We start from the raw sequence: 16103 nt of genomic DNA on the forward strand, positions 1-16103 counted from the left end.
TTAGTTTTTAAAGATCGGTCCGCCAAACCCGCCGCGCCTGAACCACCACTACCCGGCACTGCTTCGTTTGCGTCGCTGCGTCTGCAGCAGAGAAATGAAATTATGGAGACTCTTTCGCGTCTCGTCAATGTTCGTTTTTGCTTTCGCTTAAAAAAAGTTGCCGCTCACTTCCGGGTCGCATCCACCACGACCTCGACAGGAACTGCAGCGGCCATAGCCGCGTAGCCCGCGTCGCTTGGATGGATGTGATCGCCGCTATCGAAAGCGCGCTGCAGACGCTCCGGCTGCGCCCGATCGCGCAACGCCGCGTCGAAGTCGACGACGCCATCGAAAGCACGACTAGTTCGGATCCACTGATTAACCGCGAGTCGGATGTTTTCCCGCTCCTGTGGCAGCGACGCCGGCGTCAGCGTCGCGCCGAACATCTTGACACCGTTGCGCCGCGCGGCCGCGATCACTCGCTGGTAACCGGCGATCAGATCGGCAGCCGTGACCGACGTATGAGGAAAATCGCAGTCGAGCCCGCCATGAGGCGGCATTGCCGCAAAGTTGATGTCGTTGATGCCAATCAGCAGGATCGCCGCTTTGACGCCTGGACGTCGCAAAACGTCGCGCTCAAAGCGGCTCGCAAGCGCGTCGCCATAGCAAGGCGAGTCGCTCAGGAGCCGGTTGCCGCTGATGCCAAGATTCACGATCGCGGTCGACTGCGCGCCGCTCGCCGCCAGCCGCCGAGCCAGCGCATCCGGCCAGCGACGGTTCTGGTTGAGGGTGGAGCGCATGCCGTCGGTGATCGAGTCGCCGATCGCGGCCACGGCAAGCGACGGTGCCGCCGCCTCCACCGACAAACCCGTGACCCACACATATTGCGTGAAGCGGCCGGGAAACGCCGTGGCGGACGCGTCGGTGGTGTGATTGCCGGGCCCGGACACATAATTCACCTGATTTGACACTCGGTGCCATGCGACGATCCGCTGCTCCGGTCCCACGAACGCACTGATCGCATATGGCGCGCCCTCGACGACATCGATCGCGACCGGATCGCTGTCCATCTCGCCGCCAGGCGGAACGCTGACCGCGCCCTTACCGCCAAACGTCACCCGACTGCCGGCGCCCTCGACTGCTGCCGCGCCACCGGCGGAGCGCGCGATGCGCAGTTCGTCGATGACGAGAGGCGTCTTGCCGTACGCATTACTCAGATGAATTCGCGCCACCCTCCCCGACAACGTCGGATACATGATTTGCCGAACGGTGCGCCCGGCGACTTCCGGCGCGCGATACAGCGGTGGCAACTCGGCCCGCTGTGGAATCGGTTGCAGCGCGGTCGCCCAAACGGCGACCCAATGCTCGGACGCTTCGGCAGCGAACGCACTCGAGGAAACGACAAACGGGGCAAATTGGGCGAGCAGCGCCGCGCCGCATGCGGCAGCCAGGGTGCGAATGGTCATTCGGAGGATCGGTTCGAGGCGAAACGCGCATTGTGCCCGAACGACGCGGCAATCGCCGGCAGGTCCGCTTACCCCGGCGGCTGTGCCGGCTCGGACTCACGCCGTTTGCTGGCTCATGATCTTCAGCGCGACCGCTTCGGCGACCTCGATTCCGTCGATTGCCGCCGAGTAGATCCCGCCCGCATACCCCGCACCCTCGCCCGCCGGATACAGCCCGTTGACGTTGACACTCTGGTAGTCGTCGCCGCGACGCACGCGTACCGGCGACGAAGTTCGCGTTTCAACGCCGGTCAGCACCGCATCATGCATCGCGAAACCGGCGATTTTCTTCTCCATCTGCGGCAGCGCTTCGCGAATCGCTTCGATCGCGTAGTCGGGCAGCGCGGTGCTGAGATCGGTTGGCCGCACGCCCGGCTTGTACGACGGAACGACCGAGCCGAGTGAAGTGGACGGCCGCCCCGCGATGAAGTCGCCGACCAACTGCCCCGGAGCCATATAGTTACCGCCACCGAGCTCGAACGCCCGCTCCTCCCACTTGCGCTGGAACGCGATGCCGGCGAGCGGCCCGCCCGGGTAGTCGTCTGGCGTAATGCCGACCACGATGCCCGCGTTCGCGTTGCGCTCCGCGCGCGAGTACTGGCTCATGCCGTTCGTGACGACGCGCCCCAGCTCGGACGTGGCCGCCACCACGGTGCCGCCGGGACACATGCAGAAGCTATAAACCGCTCGCCCGTTGCTGCAGTGGTGCACCACCTTGTAGTCGGCTGCGCCGAGCTGTTTGTGACCGGCAAATTTCCCAAAACGGCTCCGATCAATGATCCCTTGCGGATGCTCGATCCGAAAACCGAGCGAAAACGGCTTCGCCTCGACGTGAACGCCGCGGTCGTACAGCATCTGGAAGGTATCGCGTGCGCTATGGCCGACCGCCAGTACAACGTGGTCGCAGCGCAGCGTCTCGCCGGTCGACAGCGTCAGCCCGCGCACCTGGCCGTTGTCGATGTCGATGTCCTCGACACGCGTTTCGAAGCGCACTTCGCCGCCCAACTCGTGGATGCTCGCGCGCATCTTCTCGACCATGCTGACGAGACGAAACGTGCCGATATGCGGCCGGCTCAGGTACAGGATGTCCTCCGGCGCACCGGCCCGCACGAATTCGTCGAGCACCTTGCGGCCGTAGTGTTTCGGGTCCTTGATCTGGCTGTAGAGCTTGCCGTCCGAAAAGGTGCCCGCGCCACCTTCGCCGAACTGCACGTTCGACTCGGGATTCAGCACCGATTTGCGCCACAGGCCAAACGTGTCCTTGGTGCGCTCACGTACGGCCTTGCCGCGCTCGAGGATGATCGGCCGGAAGCCCATCTGCGCGAGGATCAGGCCCGCGAACAGTCCGCACGGCCCCATGCCGATGACAACCGGACGCGGCGTGCTCAGTTGGGCGGGCGCTTCGGCGACGAACTTGTAGCTCATGTCGGGCGTCACGCCGCAATGCGGCACGTCGGCGAGCCGTTTCAGCGCGGCCCCTTCATCCTTGACCTCGACATCGACGATGTAGGTGAGCTTGATGTCGGCGCGCTTGCGCGCGTCGTGCGCGCGGCGAAACACGGTGTATCGGATGAGCCCATCCCGCGCCACGCCGAGTTCCGTGAGGCGCGCACGGATGGCGGCTTCGAGGGCGCTTTCGGGATGATCGAGCGGGAGTTTGATTTCGCTTAGACGTAACATGAGTACCGGAAATGCAAGTGGGCCGCAAATCGCGGCCAATTCGCAATTTTACCGGTAAGTGTCGGCGCGGGGTGACGGCCGGTCATGAAGCGCCGGCCCGTCGAAACCGGGCAAACCAGCATGCATGCTTCGACGCCCTCAATGAGCTATCAGCCCCAACGTCTCTGCACAAAAAATTTATTAACCGACCGGTCGGTTGGTTTATACTACGCCGACACAGACCACTCCTCCAGAGAGAGCGTCCCTCATGTACACCCAATCCCTCGATATCCCCGGCAACGTCGCCCCGCTGGACGCGGACGCGAATTCGCCCGAACAACAGGCTCGCTTCGACGCGGTCATGACCGCCGACGGCAAGATCGAGCCGCAGGACTGGATGCCCGACGCGTACCGCAAAACGCTGGTGCGGCAGATCTCGCAGCATGCGCACTCGGAGATCGTCGGCATGCTGCCCGAGGGCAACTGGATCACGCGCGCGCCGAGCCTCAAGCGCAAGGCGATCCTGATCGCCAAGGTGCAGGACGAAGCCGGCCACGGCCTCTATCTGTATAGCGCCGCCGAAACGCTCGGTGTCTCGCGCGAGCAACTGATCGACGCGCTGCACGCGGGCAAGGCCAAGTATTCGAGCATCTTCAACTACCCGACACCCACCTGGGCCGACGTCGGCGTGATCGGCTGGCTCGTCGACGGCGCGGCGATCATGAATCAGATCCCGCTGTGCCGCTGCACGTACGGCCCGTACGCCCGCGCGATGATCCGCATCTGCAAGGAAGAGTCGTTCCATCAGCGCCAGGGCTTCGACGCGCTGCTCGCGATGATGGCCGGCACCGAGGCGCAGCGCGAGCTGGTCCAGCAGGCGGTGAACCGCTGGTGGTGGCCGGTGCTGATGATGTTCGGCCCGAGCGACAGGGATTCGGTCCACAGCAACCAGTCGGCCAGATGGGGCATCAAGCGCATCACCAACGACGACCTGCGCCAGAAATTCGTCGACGCGACCGTCGAGCAGGCGAAGGTGCTCGGCGTCACGCTGCCCGACGCGGACCTCAAATGGAACGAGGCGCGCGGCCACTACGACTACGGCGACATCGACTGGGAAGAGTTCTGGCGCGTCGTCAATGGCGACGGCCCGTGCAACCGCGAGCGCCTCGCGACCCGCGTGAAGGCCCATGAAGACGGCGCCTGGGTACGCGAAGCCGCGCTCGCCCATGCGGAAAAGCAGCGCCAGCGCGCGCAACAGCACGCCGCCTGAGTGGCACCGCACATCAAAGGATTCAGGAGATCAGCAATGAACAAGGAATGGCCGATTTGGGAAGTGTTCGTGCGCAGCAAGCAGGGACTCGACCATAAACACTGCGGCAGTCTGCATGCCGCCGACGCGCCGATGGCGCTGCGCATGGCGCGCGACGTCTACACGCGCCGCCAGGAAGGCGTGAGCATCTGGGTGGTGCCGTCCTCGGCGATCACGGCCTCGGCGCCGCACGAGAAGGCCGAGCTGTTCGAACCGGCGGGCGACAAGATCTATCGCCACCCGACGTTCTACACGCTCCCCGACGAAGTCAACCACATGTAAGCGCGGCCATGACCACTACGTCCACTACGCCCATTACGCCCGAACATCTCCAGTACGTGCTACGCCTCGCGGATACCGCGCTGATCCTCGGTCAGCGCAACACCGAGTGGTGCGGCCACGGCCCGATCCTCGAAGAGGACATCGCGCTGTCGAACATGAGCCTCGACCTGATCGGCCAGGCGCGCCTGCTGTACACGCACGCGGCCGCGCTCGAAGCGCAGCTCACCGGCCGCGAGCGCAGCGAAGACGACTACGCGTACTTCCGCGCCGAGCGCGAATTCGCGAACTACACGCTCGCCGAGCTGCCGCATTACGGGCCGCTCGCCGGCACCGCGCAGGCCGGGAAGGATTACGCGGTCACGATCGTGCGCAACTTCCTGTACGCGACGCTGATGATGCATCTGTGGGGTGCGCTGACGGGCTCCAGCGACGGGCAGCTCGCCGCGATCGCCGCGAAGTCGATCAAAGAAACGCAGTACCACGTGCATCACGCGAGCGAGTGGCTGATCCGTTTCGGCGACGGCACCGACGAATCGCACCGTCGCGCGCAGGCCGCGCTCGACTATCTGATGCCGTACACGTACGAGTTCTTCAGCGCGGACGCGGTGGAAGACGCGGTCGCCGCGGCCGGCATCGGCCCGCGCACCTCGGCGCTGGAAGCCGCGTGGCTCGACGACGTGCGCGCCACGCTCGACCATGCCACGCTGACGCTGCCCGCGGTGCTGCGGCACGTGAGCACGGGCAAGCACGGCGAGCATTCGGAGCACATGGGTTTCGTGCTCGCGCAAATGCAGAGCCTCGCGCGCCAGCATCCGGGCGCCAGCTGGTGAGCACGCGATGACGACCTCGACCGTTCCACAGCCCGCGAACGCCGCCGCTGCCACGACCGATCCCGCGCTCACCCGCGCATGGACCGTGCTCGAAGCGGTACCCGACCCGGAGATCCCGGTGGTGTCGATCCGCGAGCTCGGCATCCTGCGCGACGTGCGACGCGCCGCCGACGGCGCGCTCGAAGTCGTGATCACGCCGACCTACTCGGGCTGCCCGGCGATGTCGCAGATTGCCGAAGACATCGGCCGTGCGCTCGAGGCCGCGCAGCTCACGCCATACCGCGTCGCCACCGTGCTCGCGCCGGCGTGGACCACCGACTGGATCACGGCCGAAGCCCGCGAAAAACTGCGCGTCTACGGCATCGCGCCGCCGACGGGCAACTGCGGCGCGGCCGCGACGTCAGCGCCGCAGGAAAAAGTGCTGCGCTTCGTGCCGCGCGCGCTGCCGGCCCCAGGCTGCCCGCGCTGCGGCTCGGCGCACACCGAGCGGCTCGCGCAATTCGGCTCGACCGCCTGCAAGGCCCTGTATCGCTGCCTCGACTGCCGCGAACCCTTCGACTACTTCAAACCGTACTGATATGGCCACCCCGCAATTCCATCCGCTGCGTATCCGCGAAGTGCGCCCCGAAACCGCCGACGCGGTCTCGGTCGCCTTCGAAGTCCCGCCCGAACTGCGCGACCACTATCGCTTCACGCAGGGCCAGTTCGTCACGCTGAAGACGCATATCGACGGTGAGGAAACGCGCCGTTCGTATTCGATCTGCGTGGGCGTCACCGACTACGATCGCGACGGCGAGTTGCGCATCGGCATCAAGCGCGTGCGCGGCGGGCGTTTCTCGAACTTCGCGTTCGACACGCTGCAGCCGGGCCACACGATCGACGTGATGACGCCGGACGGCCGCTTCTTCACGCACCTGAACGCGGAACAGGGGCAGCAGTACCTCGCGTTCTCGGGCGGCTCGGGCATCACGCCGGTGCTCGCGATCATCAAGACGACCCTCGAAGTCGAGCCGCGCAGCACCTTCACGCTCGTCTACGGCAACCGCAGCGTCGACCAGATCATGTTCGCCGAGGAGCTCGAGGATCTGAAGAACCGCTTCATGAACCGCTTCGTGCTGTATCACGTGCTGTCGGACGACCTGCAGGACGTCGAGCTGTTTAACGGCGTGCTCGACCAGGAAAAATGCGCGGCGTTCATCGAGCAGCTGCTGCCGGCCGACGCGATCGACGAAGCGTTCATCTGCGGCCCCGCGCCGATGATGGATGCGGCCGAGGCCGCGCTCAAGGCAGCCGGCGTGCCGCCCGCGAAGGTGCACGTCGAGCGCTTCGGTACGCCGCTGCCGCAGGCGGGCGTGCCGCCCGTCGAGATCACCGCGGACACCCCCGCGGCCGAGCTCGAAATCGTGCTCGACGGCAAGCGCCGCAAGCTGCGCCTGCCGTATCAGGGCACGAGCGTCCTCGACGTCGGGCTGCGCGCCGGTCTCGCGCTGCCGTATGCGTGCAAGGGCGGCGTGTGCTGCACCTGTCGCGCGAAGGTGCTCGAGGGCGAAGTGAAGATGGAAAAGAACTACACGCTCGAAGAACACGAGGTCCGCGACGGGTTCGTGCTGACGTGTCAGTGTCATCCGGTTAGCGACAAGGTCGTCGTCAGTTACGACGAACGTTGAGTCGCGTGCTTTCGTGGCCTAGGTACGGACTGCCCTCCTGTGACGTCCGCCACCGCTTTCGGCCGTTTCGGGATCCGCTTAAACTAGGGGCCGCTCATCGATCGGGACATCGGGTTCCAGTCGGCGAGCGGCCTCTTTTTGTTACAGCTGCTGACGTCACTGCAAGCCCTTGCCCATGAGCACGATTCACCTCACCAACGGCGATGTCGCCGCCGAGTCGCTGCGTACCGCGCTGGACCAGGCGGGCCGCGACGATCGCGTGCAGCCGCTGCGGGACGATCTGGCGGTCGGCCCGTTACGCGGCGTCGACGACGCTGCGCACGTGCGCGCCGACTTCTGGGAACGCGTCAGCGCCGACACGCAACGCGACTTCGTGCGCGAGTTCCGCGAACAGGCCGCGGTGCTCGACGGCCTCGCCAGCAGCACCGCGAATCTCGTGGTGTGGCACGCCGAAAGCGCGTCCGATCAACTGATGCTGCGCCGCGTCTGCTACCGGGTGCGCAACAGCCCGCAGCGTTTGAACGAAGTGCGTCTGTCGATCGCCGACCTGACCGATCCGCAAGCGTGGGCGCATACCCGCAAGGATCGCGCGACATCGGTCGGCATGTTTGCGCCGGACGTATTGCAGACACACCTGCCGGACGCCGCGCCGATTTCCGTGCTGCGCATTAGCCGGCTCGCGCTCGAATGGCAGGAGGTCAAACAGGCGAACGGCGAGACGCGGCGCTGGCGTGACAACACCTTCACGAGCGGCAGCGTTGCCGAAATCGACGCGCTGATCCTCGACCGCGCAACCGACGCCTGGCAGCCCGCCGCGCGCGTCGCCGCCTATGTGATGACCGCCGGGTTGTGGTTCCTCGTCAGCGACAGCATCGTGCTGTGGCGCATGCGCGAACTCGCGGCGCTGCGGCGCATCCGCCTGCGCGGCGATGCGAACGAATGGCGCTCGCTCGAACTGCGCGCGGCATCCGCCCCCTGCTCACCCCAATAAGATAAGAACAGACGAATATGGCCCGCACCCGAGCCCCCGACCACGAAACCCAACGCGAGCAGATTCTCGAACTGGCCGCCGCGAAGTTCGCGCAGACCAGCTATCCAAGCACGTCGATGGCCGATCTTGCCGCGGCGAGCGGCACCTCGAAAGCGCGCCTCTATCACTATTACGAGAGCAAGGAAGCAATCCTGTTCGATCTGCTCGATCGCTACACGAAGCGCCTGATGCTGATCATCGCCGAGGTGGAAGGATCGAGCCAGCGACGCGAACTGAGCGAGCGAGAAACCTTCGCGGAGCTGATCCGCGCGTTCCTGTCCGAGTATGAGACGTCGCACAGCCGGCACGTCGCGCTGCTGAACGATGTCAAGTATCTGGTCGATTCGCAGCGCGAGATCATCCTGAACCGTCAGCGCGACGTAGTCGCCGCCTTCGCGCGGCAGCTCGTGCGCGCCTATCCCGAACGCGCGACACGCGACAACCAGACCGCGCTGACGATGATGGTGTTCGGCATGATCAACTGGACCTTCACGTGGCTCAAGCCGGACGGCCGGATGGGCTATCGCGAGTTCGCCGAGCAGGTGGTCGGCATGGTCGAGCATGGTCTCGGCAGCGCGCCGGTCAGGTAGACGATGGTCTGAACAGATCGTAACCCGCGCATTGGATGTTGCAAAGCAACAACATGCAGACCAAATAAATCAGCGCAGGGAATCCATGCGGCATCGTGTCACGAACGTGCGCTAACTTTTAATTTCTGTTTAAAATCAGCTAATTAAATTTAGGGTTCCAGCGCTCCAGGTATTCACCTCGGTTTTTGATACGGGTTTTCCCTAGTGAATGGCTTAGGTTTCCGTTAAAATCGCTTTTGCGGTGCACAACGCCGCCTGATTAAAAGGAGAACCCGACCATGAACATGCTGACCCATCGCAACACCGAGCCGATCGCGCCGAACGATCTCGCGTCGCTGCCCGCTGGACGCGCGCACGTTCTGGTCCGCGAACTCACCGCGGTCGATCGCGAACGCCTGCTTGCTCACTTCCTCGCGCTCGACGAAGAAGACCGTCTGCTGCGCTTCGGCCAGGTCGTGCCGAACCATGTGATCGAAAACTACGTGCGCGCGATCGACTTTACGCGCGACACCGTGTTCGGCGTGTTCAACAGCAAGCTGGAACTGAGCGGCGTCGGCCATCTGGCCTACCTGCCGGCCGAAGGCAACAAGCGCACCGCCGAATTCGGCGTCTCCGTGCTCGAAAGCGCACGCGGCATCGGTATCGGCTCGAGGCTATTCGAGCGCGCCGCGATCCGCAGCCGCAACACGCATGTGACGACGCTGTACATCCACTGCCTGGCGCGCAATTCGACCATGATGCACATCGCCAGGAAGGCCGGCATGAAGATCGAGTACGCGTACGGCGAGGCCGACGCCTATCTGACGCTGTCGCCGGCCGATCAGTCGAGCATCCTCGCGGAAATGCTGCAGGAGCAGGCCGCCGTGTTCGATTACGCGCTCAAGCGCCACGCACGCCAGGCATCGCGACTGTTCGAGTCGTTCATGCCGGTGGCTGTCGCTGCCTGAATAATCGCTACGGGGAAATGAGATAGGGGCGGCCGCAAGGTCGCCCTTTTTTCTATCTGTACCCGATCAACGCCACGCGTAGGACCGTGCGCGTGAAGCCTACAAAATGGGCAGCGCTGTCGTTTCCTTGATCTTTTCTAGCGAAAAGCTCGATTTCACATCGATCACCGATGGATGCCGCAGCAATTGATCCTGCACGAAGCGCGAAAAGTGCGCCATGTCCTCCACCTGGACGCGCAGCAGGTAATCCATCTCACCCGTCATCGCGTGACATGCGACAACTTCGGGCCACGTCTGCACGGCCGCGCCGAACAGATCGGCGTGCGTGGCCTCGCCATGCGGACTGAACGCGCGACCGCCACCCTTCTCCAGCCGCACGCTGACATACGCGAGCAGGTCAAGCCCGAGACGTTGCGCGTCGAGCAGCGCGACATAGCCGCGAATCACGCCGCTTTCCTCGAGCCGGCGAATCCGCCGCAGGCACGGACTCGGCGACAGATTGATCCGTTCCGCAATCTCCTGATTCGACAGCCGGCCATTCTCCTGAAGGATCGCCAGAATGCGTCGATCGATCGCGTCTATCTCGCCAATAGCCATGTTCTGCCACGTGTCGTTCGAATAGAGCCATAAACTGGCTCAAGCGTAGCGACGCGTGATTAAGTTCGCAAGTTTTTGTCTTCATCGCGGTTCTACACTTGCCCCATCCGGTCGCGCTCAGCCGACCGTTCCGCGCGCTCACCGCCAGCGCGCCTCGGAAACCCTCTTGCATGGGATTGGAGACTGACGATGCAGGTTTCAACTTGGGAAAATCCTGTCGGCACTGACGGCTTCGAATTCATCGAATACACGGCGCCGGACCCGAAAGCGCTCGGCAAGCTGTTCGAACAGATGGGCTTCACGGCCGTCGCGCGGCATCGTCACAAGGACGTGATGCTGTATCGTCAGGGCGACATCAACTTCATCGTCAACGCGGAGAAGCATTCGTTTGCGCAGCGCTTCGCGCGCTTGCATGGCCCGTCGATCTGCGCGATTGCGTTTCGCGTACAGGACGCCGCGAAGGCCTACGCCCAAGCGCTCGAAAAAGGCGCATGGGGTTTCGACAACAAGACCGGCCCGATGGAGCTGAACATCCCGGCGATCAAGGGCATTGGCGATTCGCTGATCTATTTCGTCGACCGCTGGCGCGGCAAGAACGGCGCGACGCCGAACAGCATCGGTGACATCGACATTTACGACGTCGACTTCGAGCCGATTCCGGGCGCGAACCCGAACCCGGTCGGCCACGGCCTGACCTATATCGATCACCTGACGCACAACGTGCATCGCGGCCGCATGCAGGAATGGGCGGAGTTCTACGAGCGCCTGTTCAACTTCCGCGAGGTGCGCTACTTCGACATCGAGGGCAAGGTGACGGGCGTCAAGTCGAAGGCGATGACCTCGCCGTGCGGCAAGATTCGCATTCCGATCAACGAGGAAGGCTCGGACACCGCCGGTCAGATCCAGGAATACCTGGACGCATACCACGGCGAAGGCATCCAGCACATCGCGCTCGGCACCAGCGACATCTACCGCACCGTCGACGGCCTGCGCGCATCGGACATTTCACTGCTCGACACGATCGACACGTACTACGAACTCGTCGACCGGCGCGTGCCGAATCATGGCGAGCCGCTCGAGGAACTGCGCAAGCGCAAGATCCTGATCGACGGCGCACCGGACGATCTCCTGCTGCAGATCTTCACCGAAAACCAGATCGGCCCGATCTTCTTCGAGATCATTCAGCGCAAGGGCAACCAGGGCTTCGGCGAAGGCAACTTCAAGGCGCTGTTCGAATCGATCGAGCTCGATCAGATTCGCCGCGGCGTCGTGCAGGACAAGACCTGACCACAGAGACTCGTGCCTGATCGGCGCGCAGAAGAAAAAAGGGCGAGGATCGCAGGATCCTCGCCCTTTTACGTTGCAACGCCGCCGCTCTCTTCGGAACGGCGGCCGGTCGTCATTAGACGCGCGCGATGCGCTGCGTCATGAATTCTGCCTGTACAGATCGCTGCCGATCGCACCGTCGACCCGCACCGGCGCCACCTGCGCCGTGCGGATGATCGCGTTCGACAGTGCCCCCGTACTGCCCGGATTCGAGCGCACCGGCGCGCTCATCGCGAAGAAAGCGGCGGAAACCATCAGGAAGGTCTGGATGTTTCTTGTGTTCATGCGTACTCCTTTTCTAACTGCCCTGCTGTCCAGAAGCTGCACAGAATGCGCGGCGTTCGGCATCGCTCGCAGGTCGGGGTTAGACAGTGGTTTTCACTGCGGTTCCGCAAATTTGTAGTTTTTACAGCCTGTTACACGCGCAGGCGCAATACAACTCCATTCCGGCGAAAATCCGCGACAACTGCTGACAACACGTAGGCAACTCGTCGCGAAACCGGCCGAAATCAGATCGCGCGCGGGCGATTTTTGATCCGCTGCGGCGGGTTTCCACCAGTGCTACCATCGCTTAAAACCCGTCAATATGACGACCCCGGCCCCAGCATTCACGAGATGCCGGGGGCCAGAAAAGTTTTGGTGATCCCAAGCTGAAGTGGAGGAGTACACATAATGAATGCCCCGCTAGACGCAGGTCAGCGAGCCTCGCTCGAAGCCGCGTTGTCTTCCGTCACGCTCGACGACAAATACACCCTCGATCGCGGCCGCGCGTACATGAGCGGCATCCAGGCGCTGGTGCGTCTGCCGATGCTGCAGCAGGAACGCGACCGCGCCGCCGGCCTCAACACGGCCGGCTTCATCTCCGGCTACCGCGGATCGCCGCTCGGCGGGCTCGACCAGTCGCTGTGGAAAGCGAAAAAGCATCTGGCCGCGCATCAGGTCGTGTTCCAGCCTGGCGTCAACGAAGACCTCGCGGCCACCGCCGTGTGGGGTTCGCAGCAAGTTAATCTGTACCCGAGCGCCAAATACGACGGCGTGTTTTCGATGTGGTACGGCAAGGGCCCAGGTGTCGACCGGTCCGGTGACGTCTTCAAGCACGGCAACTCGGCCGGCTCGTCGCAGCACGGCGGCGTTCTCGTGCTCGCCGGCGACGATCACGCGGCCAAATCCTCGACACTCGCGCATCAGTCCGAACACATCTTCAAGGCATGCGGGCTGCCGGTGCTGTTTCCGTCGAACGTGCAGGAATATCTGGACTTCGGCCTGCACGGCTGGGCGATGAGCCGCTACTCGGGCCTCTGGGTCGCGATGAAGTGCGTGACCGACGTGGTCGAATCGTCCGCATCGGTCGATATCGATCCGCACCGCACCAACATCATCCTGCCGGAAGACTTCGTGATGCCCGACGGTGGGCTGAACATCCGCTGGCCCGATCCGCCGCTCGTGCAGGAAGCGCGTCTGCTCGACTACAAGTGGTACGCGGGCCTCGCCTACGTGCGAGCGAACAAACTCGACCGCGTCGAAATCGATTCGCCGCATGCGCGCTTCGGCATCATGACCGGCGGCAAAGCTTATCTCGACGTGCGTCAGGCGCTGACCGACCTCGGTCTCGACGACGAAACCTGCTCGCGCATCGGCATCCGGCTGTACAAGGTCGGCTGCGTGTGGCCGCTCGAAGCGCAAGGTGCGCAGGCCTTCGCACGCGGTCTCGACGAAATTCTGGTGGTCGAGGAAAAGCGCCAGATCCTCGAATACGCGATCAAGGAAGAGCTGTACAACTGGCCCGACGCGCAGCGCCCGCGCGTATTCGGCAAGTTCGACGAGAAGGACGGCGCGGGCGGCGAATGGTCGGTGCCGATGGGCAACTGGCTGCTGCCGGCGCACTACGAGCTGTCGCCCGCGATCATCGCGAAGGCGATCGCCACGCGGCTCGACAAGTTCGATCTGCCATCGGATGTGCGCGCCCGCATCGCCGCGCGCATCGCGGTGATCGAGGCGAAGGAAAAGGCGCTCGCGCGGCCGCGCGTCGAAGTCGAGCGCAAGCCGTGGTTCTGCTCGGGCTGCCCGCACAACACGTCGACCAACGTGCCGGAAGGCTCGCGCGCGATGGCCGGCATCGGCTGTCATTACATGACGGTCTGGATGGATCGCAGCACCAGCACGTTCAGCCAGATGGGCGGCGAAGGTGTCGCGTGGATCGGCCAGGCGCCGTTCACGAACGACAAGCACGTGTTCGCCAATCTCGGCGACGGCACCTACTTCCACTCGGGGCTGCTCGCGATTCGCGCGGCGATCGCGTCGAAGGCGAACATCACCTACAAGCTGCTGTACAACGACGCGGTCGCGATGACGGGCGGCCAGCCGGTCGACGGCGTGCTGAGCGTGCCGCAGATCACGCATCAGCTCGCCGCCGAAGGCGCGGCAAAGATCGTCATCGTCACCGATGAGCCGGAGAAGTACGCGGCAAACGTCGGCCTCGCGCCCGGCGTCGACATTCACCACCGCGACCAGCTCGACGACGTGCAGCGTCAGCTGCGCGAGGTTCCGGGCACCACGATCCTGATCTACGACCAGACCTGCGCGACCGAAAAGCGCCGTCGCAGGAAACGCGGCGCGTATCCCGATCCTGCACGGCGCGTCGTGATCAACGAAGCGGTGTGCGAAGGCTGCGGCGACTGCTCGGTGAAGTCGAACTGCCTGTCGGTCGAACCGCTCGACACTGAGTACGGCACGAAGCGCCAGATCAACCAGTCGACCTGCAACAAGGACTTCTCGTGCGTGAACGGCTTCTGCCCGAGCTTCGTCTCCGTTGAGGGCGGCCAGTTGCGCAAGCCGAAGGCGGCGTCGGGCGCCGGCGCCGAAATGCCGCCGGTGCCGGATCCCGAGTTGCCGTCCATCGACCGTCCGTACGGCGTTCTGGTGACGGGCGTCGGCGGCACGGGCGTCGTCACGATCGGCGCGCTGCTCGGCATGGCCGCGCATCTCGAGAACAAGGGCGTCACGGTGCTCGACGTCACCGGCCTCGCGCAGAAAGGCGGCGCCGTAATGAGCCACGTGCAGATCGCGAAGCAGCCCGCCGACATCCACGCGACCCGCATCGCAATGGGCGAAGCAAGCCTCGTGATCGGCTGCGACGCGATCGTCAGCGCCAGCGACGAATGCGTGTCGCGGATGCACGCGGATCGCACGCGCGTCGTGCTGAACAGCGCGCACACGCCGACGGCCGAGCTGATCAAGAACCCGAACTGGCGCTTCCCCGGCAGCAGCACCGAAGCCGACGTGCGCGCCGCGGCCGGCGATGACAACGTCTCGACCGTCGACGCGAATCACTTCGCCGTCGCGCTGCTCGGCGACGCGATCTACACGAACCCGTTCGTGCTCGGCTATGCGTGGCAGCGCGGCTGGGTGCCGCTCACGCACGAGTCGCTGATTCGCGCGATCGAGCTGAACAACGTGCAGGTGGACAAGAACCGCGCGGCGTTCGAATGGGGCCGGCGTGCCGCGCACGATCTGGCTGCGGTACGCAAGCTCGCGCAAACGCAGGGACGCGGCGATCCGGCCGACAGCGCGGGCGGCAAGATCATCGCGCTGCATACGCCGAAGGCGCTCGACACGCTGATCGACAAGCGCGCCGACTATCTGACCGCCTGGCAGAACCGTGCGTACGCGGAGCGCTATCGCGCGCTGGTGTCGCAATTGCGAGCCGCGGAAGAAGCGCTCGATTCCGCCGACGGCCAAATGCCGCTGACCGAGGCGGTCGCGAAGAACCTGCACAAGCTGATGGCGTACAAGGACGAATACGAAGTCGCACGTCTGTACAGCGACCCGGCGTTCATCGAAAAACTGAACGCGACGTTCGAAGGCGACTGGAAGCTGCACCTGCATCTCGCGCCGCCGACGCTATCGAAGAAGGACGCGCACGGCCATCTGGTGAAGAAGAAGTACGGCCCGTGGATGTTCCGCGCGATGCACGCGCTCGCGAAGCTCAAGTTCCTGCGCGGCACCGCGTTCGACGTGTTCGGCAACACCGAGGAGCGTCGCACCGAGCGCGCGCTGATCGGCGAATACGAGGCATTGGTGCGTGAGCTGATCGGCGGGCTGACTTCTCAGAAACGCGATCTCGCGGTCGAGCTCGCGAATCTGCCCGACGGCATCCGCGGCTATGGGCATGTGAAGGAAAACAACCTGAAAGGCGTGCGCATCAAGTGGAACGAGTTGCTCGCGCGTTGGCGTTCGCCGGATGCGGGCAAGACGCAGCACGCGGCTTGATCGACTCTCCCAGCTGAACCGAAAAGCGGCGGTCTGCACGGACCGCCGCTTTTTTTCAGGCGCAAAAAAAACGCTACGGAACCGGGGTTCCGTAGCGCTTCTGCCCAGGCCGC

14 protein-coding genes are annotated in these 16103 nt (G+C 64.2%); 10 read left to right on the plus strand and 4 right to left on the minus strand.

Features of this window, described 5'->3' with window-relative positions; all coding sequences use genetic code 11:
- Positions 1–164 precede the first annotated feature (164 nt).
- Positions 165–1445, minus strand: a complete 1281-nt coding sequence (locus tag HDG33_RS24505; protein WP_184034659.1) for an SGNH/GDSL hydrolase family protein — start codon at positions 1443–1445, stop codon at positions 165–167.
- Between the two features lie 96 nt (positions 1446–1541).
- Entirely contained in the window at positions 1542–3164 is a 1623-nt protein-coding gene (locus HDG33_RS24510; protein ID WP_184034662.1) for an NAD(P)/FAD-dependent oxidoreductase, read from the minus strand.
- A 247-nt stretch (positions 3165–3411) separates the two neighbouring features.
- Between HDG33_RS24510 and paaA the strand changes: the two genes are divergently transcribed.
- From paaA to HDG33_RS24550, 8 genes are all read left to right on the plus strand, one after another.
- A complete protein-coding gene (gene paaA, locus HDG33_RS24515) occupies positions 3412–4413 on the plus strand; it encodes a 1,2-phenylacetyl-CoA epoxidase subunit PaaA (protein ID WP_184034665.1) in 1002 nt (333 codons plus the stop codon).
- A 36-nt stretch (positions 4414–4449) separates the two neighbouring features.
- On the plus strand, positions 4450–4734 hold the full coding sequence (gene paaB, locus HDG33_RS24520; RefSeq protein ID WP_018418671.1) for a 1,2-phenylacetyl-CoA epoxidase subunit PaaB: 285 nt from the start codon (positions 4450–4452) through the stop codon (positions 4732–4734).
- 8 nt (positions 4735–4742) lie between these two features.
- Complete coding sequence (paaC, locus tag HDG33_RS24525) at positions 4743–5564, plus strand: 1,2-phenylacetyl-CoA epoxidase subunit PaaC (RefSeq protein ID WP_184034668.1); 822 nt, start codon at positions 4743–4745, stop codon at positions 5562–5564.
- A gap of 7 nt (positions 5565–5571) precedes the next feature.
- Entirely contained in the window at positions 5572–6141 is a 570-nt protein-coding gene (gene paaD / locus HDG33_RS24530) for a 1,2-phenylacetyl-CoA epoxidase subunit PaaD (protein ID WP_184034671.1), read from the plus strand.
- A gap of 1 nt (position 6142) precedes the next feature.
- Positions 6143–7231 (plus strand): 1,2-phenylacetyl-CoA epoxidase subunit PaaE, encoded by a 1089-nt coding sequence (paaE, locus tag HDG33_RS24535; RefSeq protein WP_184034674.1) that lies wholly within the window; start codon positions 6143–6145, stop codon positions 7229–7231.
- Positions 7232–7406: 175 nt separating this feature from the next.
- On the plus strand, positions 7407–8222 hold the full coding sequence (locus HDG33_RS24540) for a DUF1835 domain-containing protein (RefSeq protein ID WP_184034676.1): 816 nt from the start codon (positions 7407–7409) through the stop codon (positions 8220–8222).
- Between the two features lie 17 nt (positions 8223–8239).
- Positions 8240–8851 (plus strand): TetR/AcrR family transcriptional regulator, encoded by a 612-nt coding sequence (locus HDG33_RS24545; protein ID WP_184034678.1) that lies wholly within the window; start codon positions 8240–8242, stop codon positions 8849–8851.
- Between the two features lie 278 nt (positions 8852–9129).
- On the plus strand, positions 9130–9798 hold the full coding sequence (locus tag HDG33_RS24550; RefSeq protein WP_184034680.1) for a GNAT family N-acetyltransferase: 669 nt from the start codon (positions 9130–9132) through the stop codon (positions 9796–9798).
- Positions 9799–9897: 99 nt separating this feature from the next.
- On the opposite strand, the gene HDG33_RS24555 is transcribed toward HDG33_RS24550, so the two are convergent.
- A complete protein-coding gene (locus HDG33_RS24555; protein WP_184034682.1) occupies positions 9898–10395 on the minus strand; it encodes an Lrp/AsnC family transcriptional regulator in 498 nt (165 codons plus the stop codon).
- Between the two features lie 189 nt (positions 10396–10584).
- Here HDG33_RS24555 and hppD point away from each other — a divergent pair, with 189 nt between their 5' ends.
- Positions 10585–11682, plus strand: coding sequence for a 4-hydroxyphenylpyruvate dioxygenase (gene hppD / locus HDG33_RS24560; RefSeq protein ID WP_184034684.1), 1098 nt, complete (start codon positions 10585–10587; stop codon positions 11680–11682).
- Positions 11683–11820: 138 nt separating this feature from the next.
- Here the strand turns inward: hppD and HDG33_RS24565 are convergent, their stop codons facing one another.
- The gene (locus HDG33_RS24565; protein ID WP_184034686.1) at positions 11821–12006 is read right to left on the minus strand and encodes a hypothetical protein; all 186 of its coding nucleotides are present in this window, start codon (positions 12004–12006) and stop codon (positions 11821–11823) included.
- Positions 12007–12393: 387 nt separating this feature from the next.
- Between HDG33_RS24565 and HDG33_RS24570 the strand changes: the two genes are divergently transcribed.
- The gene (locus tag HDG33_RS24570; RefSeq protein WP_184034688.1) at positions 12394–15990 is read left to right on the plus strand and encodes an indolepyruvate ferredoxin oxidoreductase family protein; all 3597 of its coding nucleotides are present in this window, start codon (positions 12394–12396) and stop codon (positions 15988–15990) included.
- The last annotated feature ends 113 nt before the right edge of the window (positions 15991–16103 follow it).

The organism is Paraburkholderia sp. Cpub6, assembly GCF_014201065.1.
Classification (GTDB): domain Bacteria; phylum Pseudomonadota; class Gammaproteobacteria; order Burkholderiales; family Burkholderiaceae; genus Paraburkholderia; species Paraburkholderia tuberum.

What these genes read in the sequence shown, in the direction of transcription:
- HDG33_RS24505 (WP_184034659.1), bottom strand. Translation starts at nt 1,445, where the DNA reads ATGACCATTCGCACCCTGGCTGCCGCATGCGGCGCGGCGCTGCTCGCC.
- HDG33_RS24510 (WP_184034662.1), bottom strand. Translation starts at nt 3,164, where the DNA reads ATGTTACGTCTAAGCGAAATCAAACTCCCGCTCGATCATCCCGAAAGC.
- paaA (WP_184034665.1), top strand. Translation starts at nt 3,412, where the DNA reads ATGTACACCCAATCCCTCGATATCCCCGGCAACGTCGCCCCGCTGGAC.
- paaB (WP_018418671.1), top strand. Translation starts at nt 4,450, where the DNA reads ATGAACAAGGAATGGCCGATTTGGGAAGTGTTCGTGCGCAGCAAGCAG.
- paaC (WP_184034668.1), top strand. Translation starts at nt 4,743, where the DNA reads ATGACCACTACGTCCACTACGCCCATTACGCCCGAACATCTCCAGTAC.
- paaD (WP_184034671.1), top strand. Translation starts at nt 5,572, where the DNA reads ATGACGACCTCGACCGTTCCACAGCCCGCGAACGCCGCCGCTGCCACG.
- paaE (WP_184034674.1), top strand. Translation starts at nt 6,143, where the DNA reads ATGGCCACCCCGCAATTCCATCCGCTGCGTATCCGCGAAGTGCGCCCC.
- HDG33_RS24540 (WP_184034676.1), top strand. Translation starts at nt 7,407, where the DNA reads ATGAGCACGATTCACCTCACCAACGGCGATGTCGCCGCCGAGTCGCTG.
- HDG33_RS24545 (WP_184034678.1), top strand. Translation starts at nt 8,240, where the DNA reads ATGGCCCGCACCCGAGCCCCCGACCACGAAACCCAACGCGAGCAGATT.
- HDG33_RS24550 (WP_184034680.1), top strand. Translation starts at nt 9,130, where the DNA reads ATGAACATGCTGACCCATCGCAACACCGAGCCGATCGCGCCGAACGAT.
- HDG33_RS24555 (WP_184034682.1), bottom strand. Translation starts at nt 10,395, where the DNA reads ATGGCTATTGGCGAGATAGACGCGATCGATCGACGCATTCTGGCGATC.
- hppD (WP_184034684.1), top strand. Translation starts at nt 10,585, where the DNA reads ATGCAGGTTTCAACTTGGGAAAATCCTGTCGGCACTGACGGCTTCGAA.
- HDG33_RS24565 (WP_184034686.1), bottom strand. Translation starts at nt 12,006, where the DNA reads ATGAACACAAGAAACATCCAGACCTTCCTGATGGTTTCCGCCGCTTTC.
- HDG33_RS24570 (WP_184034688.1), top strand. Translation starts at nt 12,394, where the DNA reads ATGAATGCCCCGCTAGACGCAGGTCAGCGAGCCTCGCTCGAAGCCGCG.